The organism is Spirosoma fluminis (assembly GCF_054778895.1).
The window spans coordinates 319403-333464 of sequence record NZ_BAAGZD010000041.1 but is presented as its reverse complement, the minus strand read 5'-3'; the positions used below and the strand labels follow the sequence as shown (position 1 = coordinate 333464).

General features: G+C 54.2%; 9 protein-coding genes. 4 read left to right on the top strand and 5 right to left on the bottom strand.

All coding sequences use genetic code 11. The annotated features are described in order from the left end of the window. Positions 1-26: 26 nt before the first annotated feature. On the top strand, positions 27-1451 hold the full coding sequence (locus ACYVBJ_RS23310; protein ID WP_460984701.1) for a TolC family protein: 1425 nt from the start codon (positions 27-29) through the stop codon (positions 1449-1451). Here the strand turns inward: ACYVBJ_RS23310 and ACYVBJ_RS23305 are convergent, their stop codons facing one another. From ACYVBJ_RS23305 to ACYVBJ_RS23295, 3 genes are all read right to left on the bottom strand, one after another. Beyond that, entirely contained in the window at positions 1452-2081 is a 630-nt protein-coding gene (locus ACYVBJ_RS23305) for an NUDIX hydrolase (protein ID WP_460984700.1), read from the bottom strand. 241 nt (positions 2082-2322) lie between these two features. Then, a complete protein-coding gene (locus ACYVBJ_RS23300; protein ID WP_460984699.1) occupies positions 2323-3912 on the bottom strand; it encodes an NAD(P)/FAD-dependent oxidoreductase in 1590 nt (529 codons plus the stop codon). A 202-nt stretch (positions 3913-4114) separates the two neighbouring features. Continuing rightward, positions 4115-5368 carry a bZIP transcription factor gene (locus ACYVBJ_RS23295; protein WP_460984698.1) on the bottom strand — a complete coding sequence of 418 codons (1254 nt, stop codon included), beginning with the start codon at positions 5366-5368 and terminating at the stop codon, positions 4115-4117. A 320-nt stretch (positions 5369-5688) separates the two neighbouring features. On the opposite strand from ACYVBJ_RS23295, the gene ACYVBJ_RS23290 reads away from it, so the two are divergent. Genes ACYVBJ_RS23290 through ACYVBJ_RS23280 form a run of 3 tightly spaced genes read left to right on the top strand, consistent with a single transcriptional unit; the run spans position 5689 to position 8808 of the window. Beyond that, positions 5689-6219, top strand: coding sequence for a gluconate 2-dehydrogenase subunit 3 family protein (locus ACYVBJ_RS23290; RefSeq protein WP_460984697.1), 531 nt, complete (start codon positions 5689-5691; stop codon positions 6217-6219). Between the two features lie 11 nt (positions 6220-6230). Continuing rightward, on the top strand, positions 6231-7937 hold the full coding sequence (locus ACYVBJ_RS23285; protein ID WP_460984696.1) for a GMC oxidoreductase: 1707 nt from the start codon (positions 6231-6233) through the stop codon (positions 7935-7937). Between the two features lie 7 nt (positions 7938-7944). Beyond that, entirely contained in the window at positions 7945-8808 is an 864-nt protein-coding gene (locus tag ACYVBJ_RS23280) for a sugar phosphate isomerase/epimerase family protein (protein WP_460984695.1), read from the top strand. 96 nt (positions 8809-8904) lie between these two features. Here the strand turns inward: ACYVBJ_RS23280 and ACYVBJ_RS23275 are convergent, their stop codons facing one another. Both ACYVBJ_RS23275 and ACYVBJ_RS23270 read right to left on the bottom strand, forming a co-directional pair. Further along, positions 8905-11184, bottom strand: coding sequence for an FAD-dependent oxidoreductase (locus ACYVBJ_RS23275; protein ID WP_460984694.1), 2280 nt, complete (start codon positions 11182-11184; stop codon positions 8905-8907). Then, positions 11159-14053 (bottom strand): sugar-binding domain-containing protein, encoded by a 2895-nt coding sequence (locus ACYVBJ_RS23270; RefSeq protein ID WP_460984693.1) that lies wholly within the window; start codon positions 14051-14053, stop codon positions 11159-11161. The genes ACYVBJ_RS23275 and ACYVBJ_RS23270 overlap by 26 nt, the downstream gene beginning before the upstream one ends. Between the last annotated feature and the right edge of the window lie 9 nt (positions 14054-14062).

Sequence of the window (14062 nt, the reverse complement as noted above, 5' to 3'; positions counted from 1 at the left end):
TTAGCGGACTGCTGCCAGGGCTGGTGATGACTGCTGCTGAGGCCGGGTGGACGCCCGCAGCAACGAGCCCGCCGGTGGTCGTGTCGGGGCAGCAACAGCCCGACACAACGGCCTTTCCCGCCCCGGTTTTTTTCGACATAATCCGACAGCATCATCCGATTGTAAAACAGGCGGCTCTCTATAACGAAGAAGCTCGTCAGGTACTGGTTCAGGCGCGGGGGGCCTTTGATCCGAAGCTGGTGTCGTACTACGATCGGAAGGAGTTTGGGCAGGATCTGTATTACAATCACTGGCAGAACAAGCTAGCCGTTCCGTTGTGGGTGGCGGGTATTGATCTCAACGTATCGTATGATCGGAACGAGGGGAAATATATAAATCCGGAAGAGCGCACGCCTGCTTCGGGACTGACCGGAATTGGCCTGAGTGTGCCCGTTGGGCAGGCCTTGTTTATTGATGCGCGCCGGAATGCTGTCCGGCAGGCGCGACTGGCGCAGGATATGGCTAAAGCCGATCAGCTTAAACTGGTGAACAAAACTCTGTTCGATGCCGCCAAAACGTACTGGGACTGGTATCTGGCCTATCAGCAGCGCCGGTGGGTAACTGAAGGTTTTGAACTGGCGGAGCGTCGATTTCAGGCGTTACGTGAGCGGGCGCTGATTGGCGATGCCGCCGGTATTGATACTACGGAAGCGCTCATCACCGTGCAGGATCGGCTCGTGCAGCGTCAGCAGGCGGAGATTGACGAACAGAACGCCCGACTTCGTGTCAATAATTTTCTGTGGGATGCAGGCGGCCGGCCGGTTGAACTGCCCGCGCAGGCCATGCCTGAGGAGCCGTCTCTTACACCTCTGACTGAGAGTACGTTGCAGATGCTGGCCAATCAGGCGGCTCGTCAGCACCCGGAGTTACTGAAACTGGACACGAAGCTCGGCCAACTCGCCCTTGAAGAGCGCTTCAGAAAGGCCATGATCCAGCCTCAGGTCTCACTGACGGCCAGCTTACTTAGCCAGACCCCAACTGTTGACCTACCGTACGACTGGTCGAGCTATTACGCCTTCCGACCCCAAAATCACAAAATAGGCGTGGACTTTGTTTTTCCGTTATTCCTGCGAAAAGAACGGGGCAAACTGCGCGAAGTGCAGATTAAAAACCAGCAGACCGAACTGGAGCGCCAGCAAACCGGCCGTGACATCAGTACTACGGTCCAGGCGGCTTACAACCAGCTTCAGACCCTTGCCCGTCAGGTCGCTTTGCAGCAGCAAACGATTCAGAATCAGGGGCGCCTGCTACAGGCCGAACAGCAAAAGTTCGAACTTGGCGAAAGCTCGTTGTTTCTGGTCAACGCCCGCGAAACAAAGCTGATCGACCTGCGGCTGAAAGGAGAGGAGCTAAAAACCAAGTACCAGAAAGCCGTAGCGGAGCTGTACTTTGTAGCGGGTACGACGCAATAATTATGAGTCCATCACCATCAGCAACTCGCTGATCATCATGGCCGTAGCTCCCCATACGCGATATCCCTGAATCTGGTAGTACGGCGCATCGACCAGTACTCCGCGCACTTCGATCTGGCTGTCGCCCACGATGGTTTCGTCGAGCAGCGTATCGAGGGGAACCTCAACCACGGCTTCGACTTCGCGCGGGTCAGGGTAAAAATCGGGTCGGTAAGGCAGCATTCCCACTACCGGCTGAACGTAGAAGTTACTGGGTGGAATAAACAGTTCAGTCAGTAACCCCAGCACTTTTACGTCGGTCACCCGAATGCCTACTTCTTCCTGAGCCTCGCGCAGGGCAGTGCGGGTCAGGTTTTCGTCGATACGTTCCATGCGCCCTCCCGGAAAGGCCATTTGTCCGGCATGAACGCCATCGTACTGCGGCCGCAAAATCAGGGGCAGCAGAATCGAGTCCTGATAGGGATAAAAACAGATCAGCACTGCACTCCGTCGCGTTCGTTCGTTGGGCTTGATACCGAGTCGGTAACGAGCTGCCGACGCCATTTTCGCGTGAGCTGTCTCACCCGGCAGGGGCTTCTGCAACCGCTGACGGAGTTGTTCCGTGAACGAATGGAATGTGGTGTCAATCATAATCTGGTCTCCTGTTTTCAGCGTATCGGCATGGATGTCAACGTACTGGTCATCAACCTAACTGTAAAACCTTATTTATACAACGTAACGAGTTGCCCTGTGCAACGTCCCTGTTAACGCTACTGGTAATACTCAATATAATGTATCAGCGCATGACCAATGAACGAATAGTCAACCGAGCCTGCCCAAAGGAAAGAAACAGCCCGGCGAACAAAAGAGTAACCCGAAAAAATGCGTCATTCTAATGCGACTTATACAACTTAACTAACTGCTCGGCGCAGCGTTCTCCGTCCATTGCAGCCGAAACGATTCCACCCGCGTAACCCGCTCCTTCGCCACACGGAAACAGCCGCTGGAGTGTTACGTGTTCGCAAGTATCGCGGTCTCGCGGGATACGTACCGGTGACGAGGTGCGGCTTTCAACACCGATGATCTGGCCGTCGTTGCTCAGATAACCACGCACCTTACGACCAAAATCGCGCAGGCCCTGACGGAGCGGCTGCGTAATATGATCCGGCAGTACATCCGCCATATCGACCGAAGCCAAACCCGGCTGGTATGAGGTGGGCAGCAGGTCATTCGACACGCGCCCATCAACGAAATCGGCCACCCGCTGCGCCGGTGCCGTTTGCGACGGGCGCGTCTCCGATCCGCCCCCCATCCGACAGGCCCAGCGCTCCAGGTCCTGCTGTAAGGCCAGGCCAGCCAGCGGGCCTTCCTCAGCATACGGTTTCAGATCGGTATCGGTAATGGCTACGACCAGGCCCGAATTGGCATATTTTGAATCCCGTCGGGAAGGCGACATACCGTTAACGACCAACTCACCTGGTGCCGTTGCGGCCGGAACAATAAATCCACCCGGACACATACAAAACGAAAAAACGCCCCGTTCTACCCCGTTAAAACGAGTTTGTGTAACTAAACTGTACGAAGCCGCCGGCAGATAATCGCCCCGGTCGGGCCGGTGATACTGGAACTGATCGATCAACGACTGCTGATGCTCAATGCGTACGCCCATGGCAAACGGCTTGGATTCAATCAGGATATTGCGATCGTGCAGCAGATAAAAAATATCGCGTGCCGAGTGTCCCGTTGCCAGAATCACCCCAAGTCCGGTCAGGGCTTCGCCGGTGGCGGTTACCACGCCTTTTAGCGCGTTGTTCTCAATCAGCAGGTCGGTTACCTTGGTATCGAACCGAACTTCTCCCCCCGCCCTGAGTATCGTCTCGCGGAGGTCTGCCACTACGTTGGGTAGTTTGTTGGTGCCGATATGCGGGTGCGCGTCGACCAAAATCTCATCCGTAGCGCCGTGGGCAAAGAAAATTTCGAGAATACGACGCACGTCACCCCGCTTGGTTGAACGGGTATAGAGCTTCCCATCAGAGTAGGTTCCCGCGCCCCCCTCACCAAAACAATAGTTCGACTCGGGGTTAACGATATGCTCCTTGTTAATAGCCGCCAGGTCGCGCCGACGGGCACGAACGTCGCTTCCCCGCTCCAGAACAATGGGCTTAATCCCCAGTTCAATCAGGCGCAGAGCCGCAAACAGCCCCGCTGGTCCGGCCCCGACAACAATGGCCTGCGGAGCCCGGCTGACATCGGTTTGCGGCTTCTGATATTGGATAAGTGGGGGGGGCACCTGACCGACGAATACTTCGGCATCGACGTGAACCCGGATCTGTCGCCCGCGGGCATCAATAGACTGTCGACGTTTTCGCACAACGGCCGACGTATCGTCAGCGAGACGGAGCGAACGCAATGCCTGTTCCCGGAACAATGAATCGTCGAAGGCGAGTTCGGGCGTAAGCGTGAGTGAAAGTTGATGAATCATAGCTTGCTGGGCCGGTATTTATCCGGCAGTGCAGGCAAAGTTATAAACAAAACGCCTGCTGTTTTTTCAACAAGCAGGCGCTGGAATGGGTTCGTAGCGAATTTGCTCTGATTAATTTATTGGCAAGTCCAGGAATATAGACCGAATCTGGTAAGAGATACACCTCGCCGGTCAAGCCAGTAGATATACGTAATATCACTAATTACTTACGCTGTTTCGTTGATTGTTTCAGCAGCTTGGTCAGTATCGCCTTTATTTCTTTGATCTCTTGTTGTTGCTGCTGGTTTATAGCCTGCTGCTGCTGATTCGTTTTCTCAAGCTGAATGCTGTATAAGGTCAACTCTTCTACCTTTTCCAGCAGCTTCGCATTCATTCGGGCAACGTCCATGCCTTCCCGAACCACCTCATCTGCCGATAAAACGCCTGGCAGGTGCTGATGTTGCTTAATGAACTGCTCAACGGTTGCCAGCGAGGGCAGCCGATACGTCGGCGAGAACACCTTATCGGCCCAGTCATCCGTGCTTTTGATCGCCACCTTAACTTTTTCGGTTAAAATACCGTCGGCTACGTACAATCGGTACCCCGCGGGAGTGGTATTGATACCCTCCCCGACGATTACTCCACCGCTGTTGGTGTTCTGAAGGTTGCCGTTGACTACCTGCCAGGACCCCTCGACGTCTGCGGCTAGCCGACCCGATCCATTGATACTGCCCAGCACTACGTCACCCTGCGCATTGACCGTCAGGAATTTAGTCTGATTGATCAGCGAAGCCGGGGAGGACCCGGTTAAATTGGTAAAGCGCAGGCCACTGTTATTGGGGATTCCCTGCGTAATCTCCAGCTTGTTCCGGGGGGCCGAATTACCGATGCCTACGTTCGCGTTATTACCTAAAATGACACTATTACTGGCTGTTACAAGGGCGTTGGCTCCAATAGCAGTTACGTTACCCAACGTCGCCCCGGCCGGAACACCCGAGTTATGCCCGATAAACGTATTGGCGCTGCCGTCCAGATTTTCCCGACCGGCAAACCCGCCGATGTGCACATTGGAGCTTCCCTGTCTGTTTCTGGCCCCAGATGCAGAGCCGATGAATACGTTAAAGTTTCCTTCAGTGTTGGATAAACCGGCTCCGTTACCGATAAAGTTATTATTCGATCCCACAGAATTAGCTTCTCCTGAAGAGTTACCAATGAACGTATTATAGTTTCCGAATGAGTTGCTAAATCCGGCTAGTTGGCCTAAAAAGAGGTTCGCTGTGCCACCCGTGTTACTGAATCCTGTGCTGCTGCCGACAAAGACGTTCGATGAACCGGTGGTGTTTTGCAGACCAGCCCCGTTGCCCGCAAATACATTATTGCCGATCAGCGATAGGTTGTTTTGCGCCCGGATACTCTGCATGGGCAGCAGGATTAACCCAACTATAACCGTTTTGATACAGGTAGGTATTTTGTGCATGTAGCAGCAGTGTTAAGAGAATAAAAGCGTATAAGAGTAGTAACTACACACCTTTTCGGAAGGTCGGTATAGTACCTGTAATATTACGCAACGGGTGCATTAATTATTAGACGCGAGGGCTGAACTTAGTAAATATTGTGTGCACCGAATGCCGTAGTTTGTGACCCCTGTTGATACCGACAATGGGACGTATTCGTTTTGGCTTTAAGGGAGCGCGTCTGCTCGACCAATTCTTAAATAATTCGGTCTGGATTAGTAGCCCGACGGGCTGGGGCTCTTTTTAAAAGGACGTACCAATACCGACCTCGCAGTCGAGACGAATGGAAAGACGAGTTGCACTTAAACAGATGGCCCTGGCAACGGGTGGGCTGCTTGCCTTACCAAACTGGGTAAATGCCTGGACGAAGACCTCTGTTCAGGCAAGCCAGCGCATGCTGGGGATGAATCAGATAACCATTCTGACCGAAGTTGTGGATACGCTGATTCCCGCGTCCGACAGCCTGGGTGCAAAAGCCCTGGGTGTTGCGGATTTCGTGCAGAAAATGATGGCTGACTGTTACGAAGCACCCGTTCAGGAAACGTTCAAAAGAGGTCTGGATGCCATTGATACAGTTGCTAAAGAACGTTTCGTTCAGCCTTTTTTGACCTGCGATACCACGCAGCGGCTGGCCGTGCTGCAAGCGATGGAAACGGCATCCGAAAGCGACCGGAAAAGCTTTTATGCCCTGCTTAAAAACCTGACCATTCAGGGGTTCACTACGTCGGAATACGTAATGACCAAGTTTTACAACTATACCATGATACCCGGCCATTTCTCTGGCTGTGTACCCGCTCCAATTGCCACCAAATAACCTGAACCGACATGGCGAATTTCACGATTGATGCCGCTAAGAGCATGACGTACGATGCGATCGTAATCGGGTCGGGCATAAGTGGGGGCTGGGCCGCTAAAGAACTAACCGGAAAAGGACTCAAAACGCTGGTGCTCGAACGCGGCCGCGACGTGAAGCACGTGGTCGATTACCCAACGGCAAATCTGAATCCCTGGGAGTTTGAGCACCGCGGTCAGGTTCCGCTGGCGATACGGGCGCAATACGGCAACATTCGCTCGTTTATGCGCGAAGAAACGCTGCACTGGGCCATCAAACCCGATGAGCAGCCCTTTGTGGAGGAAAAACCATTTGCCTGGACCCGCGGCTACCACGTCGGCGGAAAATCGCTGTTGTGGGCCCGCCAGACTCAGCGTCTGAGCGACTTTGACTTCGAAGGCCCGGTTCGGGATGGCTATGCCGTCGACTGGCCGATTCGTTACGCCGATATAGCTCCCTGGTATAGTTACGTGGAAAAATTCGCCGGTATTTCCGGAAATAAGGACGGGCTGCCGCACCTGCCCGACGGGGAGTTCCTGCCGCCGATTGAACTGAACTGCGTTGAGTCGCATCTACAGGGCGTTATTGCGCAAAACTACAAAGACCGTCAGCTGATTCAGGGGCGCTGCGCGCACATTACCAAACCGCAGCCGATTCATACGGCGCAGGGGCGGGCGCAGTGTCAGCACCGGTCGCTATGCGTTCGGGGCTGCCCGTTCGGCGGGTATTTCAGCAGCAATGCGTCGACGTTACCGTGGGCCGAAAAAACCGGTAATATGACCCTGCGACCGCATTCGGTGGTGCATTCCATCATCTACGATGAGAAGAAGGGCCGGGCGTCGGGCGTTCGGGTGGTCGATGCCAATACCAAGCAGATGATGGAGTTCTACGCCAGAATCATCTTCGTGAATGGATCCGCGCTGAACAGTAACCTCATCCTGCTCAACTCGATTTCCAGTCGTTTTCCCAACGGCTTAGGCAACGACAGTGGTTTGCTGGGTAAGTTTATCGCCTGGCACAATTACCGGGGCCGCATTTCGGCGCAGTACGATGGGTTTCCGGATAGGACTACTGATGGAAAGAACCCCAGCAATGGCTACATTCCCCGGTTCCGGAACGTGCACAAGCAGGAAACCGATTTCCTGCGGGGCTATGCGGTTGGTGTTGGCGGGGGACGTAGTACGATTCAGAACCGGGACGGTATGGGCCTCGCCCTGAAGGAACAACTGCTGAATCCGAAACTCGGTCCCTGGAACGTCAGCGGCTGGATGATGGGCGAAACGGTACCCATGGAGAAGAACCACGTCCGTCTTGATCCCAATCAGAAAGATAAATACGGCATTCCCCAGCTCATTACGTCTGCCGACTGGACCGAAAACGACGATAAAATGGTGAAGGATTACATCGAGCAGATGACCGAGATGTTCACGCTGGCTGGTTTCCGGGATATTAAAGCGATGGATTCACATGCCGCTCCGGGTTCCGACATTCACGAAATGGGTGGCGTTCGGATGGGTAAAGACCCGAAAACGTCGCTGCTGAATAAATGGAATCAACTGCACGCCGTGAAGAACGTGTTCGTGACTGATGGAGCCTGCATGACCTCGACCGCCACGCAGAATCCGTCGCTGACATATATGGCCTTTACGGCACGGGCGGCCGATTATGCCGTGAGTGAACTGAAAAAGAAAAACCTGTAAACTGTCTATGATACGTACATTCAAGAGTGCCCTGTTTGGGGTTGCCGCACTCGGGCTTGGCCTGACCACCGTTTCTGCCCAATCCAGTAAAGCTGTGTATACATTTCCGCTGGGTATCGAATCGTATACGTACCGAAACAGCTTCCCGAAAGATGTGACGGCTACGTTAGACCTCATCAAATCGCTGGGATTCACCGAGATGGAAGGGGGCGCACCCAAGGGGCTGACTGAAGAGGAGTTCAAAAAAATGCTCGATCAGCGCGGCATTAAACTGGTGGCCACCGGCTCGGGCTACGAACAGATTGTGAAAGATCCGGAGTCGGTCGTTAAAAAGGCGAAAGCGCTGGGCGCTTCCTACGTAATGGTCGCCTGGATTCCTCATCAGAAGAGCAATTTCACCCTTGAAAATGCGCAGAAGGCCGTTGAGGATTTTAACCGGGTGGGTAAGGTTCTGGCCGACAACGGGCTGACGTTCTGTTACCACAACCACGGCTATGAGTTTCAGCCGTATCAGGATGGGACGTTGTTCGATTACATCGTGAAAAACACCGACCCGAAATACGTCTCGTTTGAAATGGACATCATGTGGGCGCAGCATGGTGGAGCAGACCCGGTTAAACTGCTGAATAAATACGGTAGCCGCTGGAAATTGATGCACCTCAAAGACCTCAGAAAAGGAGTCAAAGGTGATCTAAGTGGCGGAACTCCGCCCGAGAATGATGTGGTGCTGGGTGACGGGCAGATCGATATGCCAGCGGTGCTTAAAACGGCCAGGAAGGTTGGTGTTAAGCACTATTTTATTGAAGATGAAAGTAATAAAGAGGATGTGCAGGTGCCCCAAAGCATTGCCTATCTCAAGAATCTGAAGTAACCCGGTCAACGTGGGTTATGGATGAAAAGCGAAACGTTCTGCTTTTTATCCATAACCCACGTCATTTTAGGGATAACCTGCACTAAGCTGGCACCTTTACGGATAACAACGCACTTCCAGCAGGGCCACCGGAACATGGCCAGATTGCGGCTTGAGGTGAATGGTTAACTGGCTGGTTTCGACCGCTTCGCCGAACCGAATCGTGTTCCGCGCCTGATGATTATGTATAGTTTCGTGAATCCGCTCCTGATGATCGTTGCAGAGCACGTAGTGTTGTACACAAAACGGCGAAACCGTTTCGGGATTGAGCATAATCACCGTTTCGAGCGGGTGATCGAAGTCGGTATCGAAAAATAACTCGACACGGCTGATCCGTTGCTTCACCGACCAGCGTACCGTTAAGGTAGGGTTGGTGTCAGTTAAAGCCGCTACCCAGGCATTGGGCTGATTGGTCGGTCGCTGCAAACCGTTCGTTATGTTGCTGGCACCGAAGACCGAAATTCCGCCGTCAATCGTGAGTGCTATGTTGTGCCCGTTAGGTCGGCGCGATGGGCACCAGAACTCAAATGCATCTACGCCAATATCTACCGTCGGTTCCTGCTTCCCGTAATTCGATACGGCCGGATTGGTTTTGTTAAACACCGACAACACACCCGTTACGCGCAACTGGCTGTACTGTAACTGAATGTGTTCGTTCTTGAGGAACATGACAAACACGTACTGCGGCTCATCAAGCGTTACGTCGAACGCCAGCCGGACTTCCTGCTTTCCTTTTTGAACCGGAATCGTCAGCGTTTGTAGCGTTACGTCGGGCGTGTGGTTTTTCGTTTGGCTGCTCCGACGAAGCTCGACGGTCAGTGACGTATCAGCCGCCGACGTAACGAACGCAGTCATCTGCGGCACTCGGCCTTTTGGCAACGGCAGCATCTGCGCGGCTGAATCGGCCAACGGTTCCAGCGGCCCATCTGGCGGTAATTGGGTCAGCACAAACTCGCTGGAAGACGATACCGCAGCGCTTCGGGCTAAATCATCCGCTTCGGCCAACGTAAGGCCAGGAATGTGCTGGCCCGTTTTCAGCAGTTCGTTTTGTAAAGATGCCATCCGTAGCGGTTCCAGCAAATCGCGCGGACGCAGCCCCTCACGGGCACATATAGCCGCTGCCATACCAGCCGCCTGCCCGACGTGCGCGCCCGTGGCCATCACCCGCGACGAGCCAAACGCTACGTGCGAAGCCGAGATGATACGTCCGGTCAGAAACAGATTGTCGATGTTCCGGGAATACAAACAGCGGTACGGAATGGGGTAGATGCCTTTGCTGTGCCACTGATTGCAGCCCGGTTTTTCGCTGAAAACGCCATCGGCCGGGTGCAGATCGATGCTCCAGCCACCAAACGCCACCGCGTCGGCGTGTTCGCGCTGTTCAACTATGTCCTGCTGAACAAGCATATAATCGCCCTCGAACCGCCGACTTTCGCGCTTGCCCGGGATCGTGCCCACCCATTCGAGGGTTAAGTTTTCGGCTTCGGGAAACTGCCCCGAATTTTTGATATGATTCCAGACGCCGTACACGACTTTCCAGAGTTCCCATTTGATGGTTTCGGTATCGTGAACGGTGTCGAGCCGACCGCCGTATTCAATCCACCACAACTGGCAGCCGTATTCCTGAGCGTTGAAGCGACGGTACCGCGGAATTTTCGTGATGTCGTCCAGCGCGTAGGCCGGGGGCGTAAACTTCACCGGACGACCCACGTCTTTCGAGTAGAAATAGAGCGAGTGCCCCAGTAATTCACCATATTCGGCCGTTGGTGCAAACTTCTCCCCGAACTCCTCCGACGATTCGGCACCCATCCGGAAAGCAGCCCCGGCCTGAAAACCAACGATGCCGTCGCCCGACGCGTCGCAGAATAGCGGTGCTGCCAGGTCGTACAGCGTACTGTTTTGCGAACAAAAGGCATGCAGGCTGCTGATGGTTTCGGCATTGGACTTCTCCACCTCAAACACCGCCGTATTGAGCAGCAGCGTAATGTTGGGTTCCAGCACTACTTTTTCCAGCAGAATCGTATCCAAAATCAGCGGGTTGCCTTCGGGGTTGCGGTACCAGTTTTCGACCAGCAGTTCGTCAATTACGCCCCCTTCACGAGCCCAGCGGTTGTTGTTGCCCATGTGCGACGTAGCGCCGAGCACCCACAGGCGAACTTCGCTTGAGGCATTGCCACCCAGAACGGGCCGATCCTGTACCAGCACCACGCGAGCGCCCGCCCGAGCGGCTGTGATGGCACTGCAAACGCCGGATAGACCTCCGCCAACCACAATCAGATCAGCGGAAAGAGAAATGGTTTTGAGGGCGCGTTTATCGGTTGCGTTGGACTTTATCATTGGGTTGATCGGATATGCTTGGAGAAAATGTTGATTGGCCCGCCTGATTTGTCGCAGCAAGGCGGTATTGATACGTCTTTTTTTGGTCTAATCCGGTGAGGATAAATCGACCGGTTTGGGCGGCAGCGATGGGTTGCTGGGCCCATGTGGGGCTACCTTCGGGGCGATAGTCCAGTACGTAGCCAGTGGCTTTCGGAATGGGTTCGAAGCAGATCATCACATCGCGGCCCGACCGGACAATGCCCTGCAAAACCGGAGCCGCTGGCCGCTGACCGCCATCGGGCGTAACGCTGCGTTCTTCCGACCAGTCGGAGTTGCTCCAGCTGTCGGTAACGCGCTGGAAGCGAAATGAATAGGGCTGTCCGTTTGTTAAATTTGGCACATACAGTGTACCGGGCGTTGTGGCCTGAACAAGGCGGGCGCTGGCGTAATTTCCGGGTTGGGTAGTCACCTGAACGCGGTACATGTAATCCACTTCGGGGCTGGCGTAGCCGAGGTAAAATCCGCCGTCGGCCGGCTCTACGTGCTGAATAATCGGTGGGGCAAACTGCAACGTATCGACTTTTACCGACCGCGTTTCGGCCGACTGCGTTTCGCCCGCGTTGTTCAGGCTAACGAGCGCGACCTGATACGTTTTGCCCAGCACCAACTTCGGAATGTCGATATAATCGTTGAGCGTAGCGGGCGTTTCCTGATCGGGTTTGGTTTCGCCGTAGCGGGCTTTATACTGCGTAGCAGTGGGGCTTTTCTCGAAATGAATCCGGATCACTCCTCCACCATTCGTGCCATTGTAATATGAACGTCCGCCGTTTACGTACGTGACTTTTGGCGCTGCTGGCTTTTGCAGAAACAACGTAGTGTCGGCCTGCACATCGCCCGTGGGCGTTATCAACTCAACAGTCAGCGAAAAGGCGTTGTCAGGTTGCCAATTGACGGCATAGGTTTTGGCCGCGTCGCCGGGGCGGATGTCGGGGAGATGGATCAAACCACCCTGACCGATTTTACCCGCTGCGTCGGTACGTTTCCAGAGCAGCCGATAATTATGAAGCGGATACGCGGGTAGATCGAGAATCCCGCGTGGTGTCAGCGTAACCGTGGCCGACGTAGCACTCGCGTTGACGTCCAGCTTTCGGACTGGATTGTACTCGTTACGTATTGCAAAATATGCCTGTTTCTTACGCCGGTACACATCCACGACACCCCACGGACGATTGCCAGACCCTTCTTTCGTGCCATTGAATCGACTCCGATAATCGTTGAACGTCCACAATGACCCGCCAATCAGATACGGCAGGTTCCGTATCGAATCGACTAGTAGCCGGGCGTTGAAATTCGCGTCCAGGTTTTCGGCCAGTTGCGTAATGCCATATTCAGTATAGAAAAGCGTTTTATCGGGATGTTTTTCGTGTTGCTGGCGCGTAGTCGGGCCTAAATTCTGACCGTAGCGGTTTAGGAGCCCGATATCGCCGAAATCAACAACATCGGGCGAGTACTGCCCCGTGTGGCTCACGACCGACACAAACCGGGTGCTATCTACGGTTCGGGCGTACGGAATGGCCTCTTTAGCGTACGGAACGGCTTTCGGAAAGTAGCCGTTTTCGTTGCCCACGCTCCAGCCAATCACGCTTGGGTGGTTGTATTGGTTCGTTATGAGCCGGGTAAGCCAATCGCGCGAGGTCGTACTGGCTGGGTCGGCAAATCGATCGAATCCCCAGAGGGGAATCTCGGAAATAACCAGCATGCCGCGTTCATCGAGGTAATCCATCACCTCGTCGGGCAGGCACAGGTGCGAGAGCCGGGTCAGGGTACAGCCTACGCCTTTCAGCAAATCGATATCTTCCTTTATCCGCCAGGTTGGCAGCGTATTGCCGGTTGTGCGGTCGTCGGGAACCAGATTGAAGCCCATTGGGCGAATGACTTCACCGTTAAGCTTCAGCGTATACGCTTTATTGTCGACCTCAATTTTACGCAGCCCGAAGCGATTAGTTTGTTTCTCGCCCGCGCCGGCGGACCGGTTGGAAAGTGTTACGTTCGACGTATACAAAAACGGGTCATCAAAATGCCACAGGTGCGTTTCTTTGGGTGAAATCGTAGTTCGTACCAAGGCCGAAGCGGTTCCACTGGCTGGTACGCTCACGTTGAACGGCAACGATCTCGTAAAACTGTTAGGCGCAGTCAATTGCACCATTCCCGTTACGTTTGCAGCCTGCGGTCCGTGATTTTGAAGAAAAACCCGAACCGCTACGGTCGCCGATTTCTGACGGTCGGGATGCCGCGCCGTTGGCGTTGCGGCCAGATTGACCGATGGCGTAATGTGCTGCCGAACAATTCTGACGGGATTGGAAACGACCAACGAAACCGGCCGACGAATACCGCCCCAGTTCCAGATGGCTCCGCGCGTGAGTGAGTTATCCGCACAAACGACCAGTGTATTCAGTGCGTTAGGGTTCAGCAGTTTCGTTACGTCGAACTCAAACGGCAAGAACCCGCTGTGGTTTTCGCCCAGCTTCTGTCCGTTGAGCCAGACTGTACAATCGTGATAGACCGCTTCAAACAACAGCCGCACTACCGTGTTGGCGTTGTGGGCGGGTGTAGCGAACGTGCGACGATACCAGCCTTTGCCGACGTAGTGCGCGTATTCATTTCGTAAATCCCAGTTGCCTGGAACCGGCAGGGAATCCCAGCTCGTTACGTTGGCTTCAGGCCGGAACCAGGCCTGCTTTTCCCCTACATCGTTCGGGTCTATTTGAAAAGCCCAGTTACCGTTGAGCGATGTATTTTGCGCGAGAACCGGCACTTTTATTGCCAATATGAAAAAGGCAATAGTCAGTAACGTAGTGACTCTACTATGGTAATTTAAAAACTGCATTCTATCAAT

Bases quoted from the DNA above. Each gene is read 5' to 3' on its own strand.
- ACYVBJ_RS23285 (WP_460984696.1), top strand. From the start codon at position 6,231: ATGGCGAATTTCACGATTGATGCCGCTAAGAGCATGACGTACGATGCG.
- ACYVBJ_RS23305 (WP_460984700.1), bottom strand. From the start codon at position 2,081: ATGATTGACACCACATTCCATTCGTTCACGGAACAACTCCGTCAGCGG.
- ACYVBJ_RS23295 (WP_460984698.1), bottom strand. From the start codon at position 5,368: ATGCACAAAATACCTACCTGTATCAAAACGGTTATAGTTGGGTTAATC.
- ACYVBJ_RS23280 (WP_460984695.1), top strand. From the start codon at position 7,945: ATGATACGTACATTCAAGAGTGCCCTGTTTGGGGTTGCCGCACTCGGG.
- ACYVBJ_RS23270 (WP_460984693.1), bottom strand. From the start codon at position 14,053: ATGCAGTTTTTAAATTACCATAGTAGAGTCACTACGTTACTGACTATT.
- ACYVBJ_RS23275 (WP_460984694.1), bottom strand. From the start codon at position 11,184: ATGATAAAGTCCAACGCAACCGATAAACGCGCCCTCAAAACCATTTCT.
- ACYVBJ_RS23300 (WP_460984699.1), bottom strand. From the start codon at position 3,912: ATGATTCATCAACTTTCACTCACGCTTACGCCCGAACTCGCCTTCGAC.
- ACYVBJ_RS23290 (WP_460984697.1), top strand. From the start codon at position 5,689: ATGGAAAGACGAGTTGCACTTAAACAGATGGCCCTGGCAACGGGTGGG.
- ACYVBJ_RS23310 (WP_460984701.1), top strand. From the start codon at position 27: ATGACTGCTGCTGAGGCCGGGTGGACGCCCGCAGCAACGAGCCCGCCG.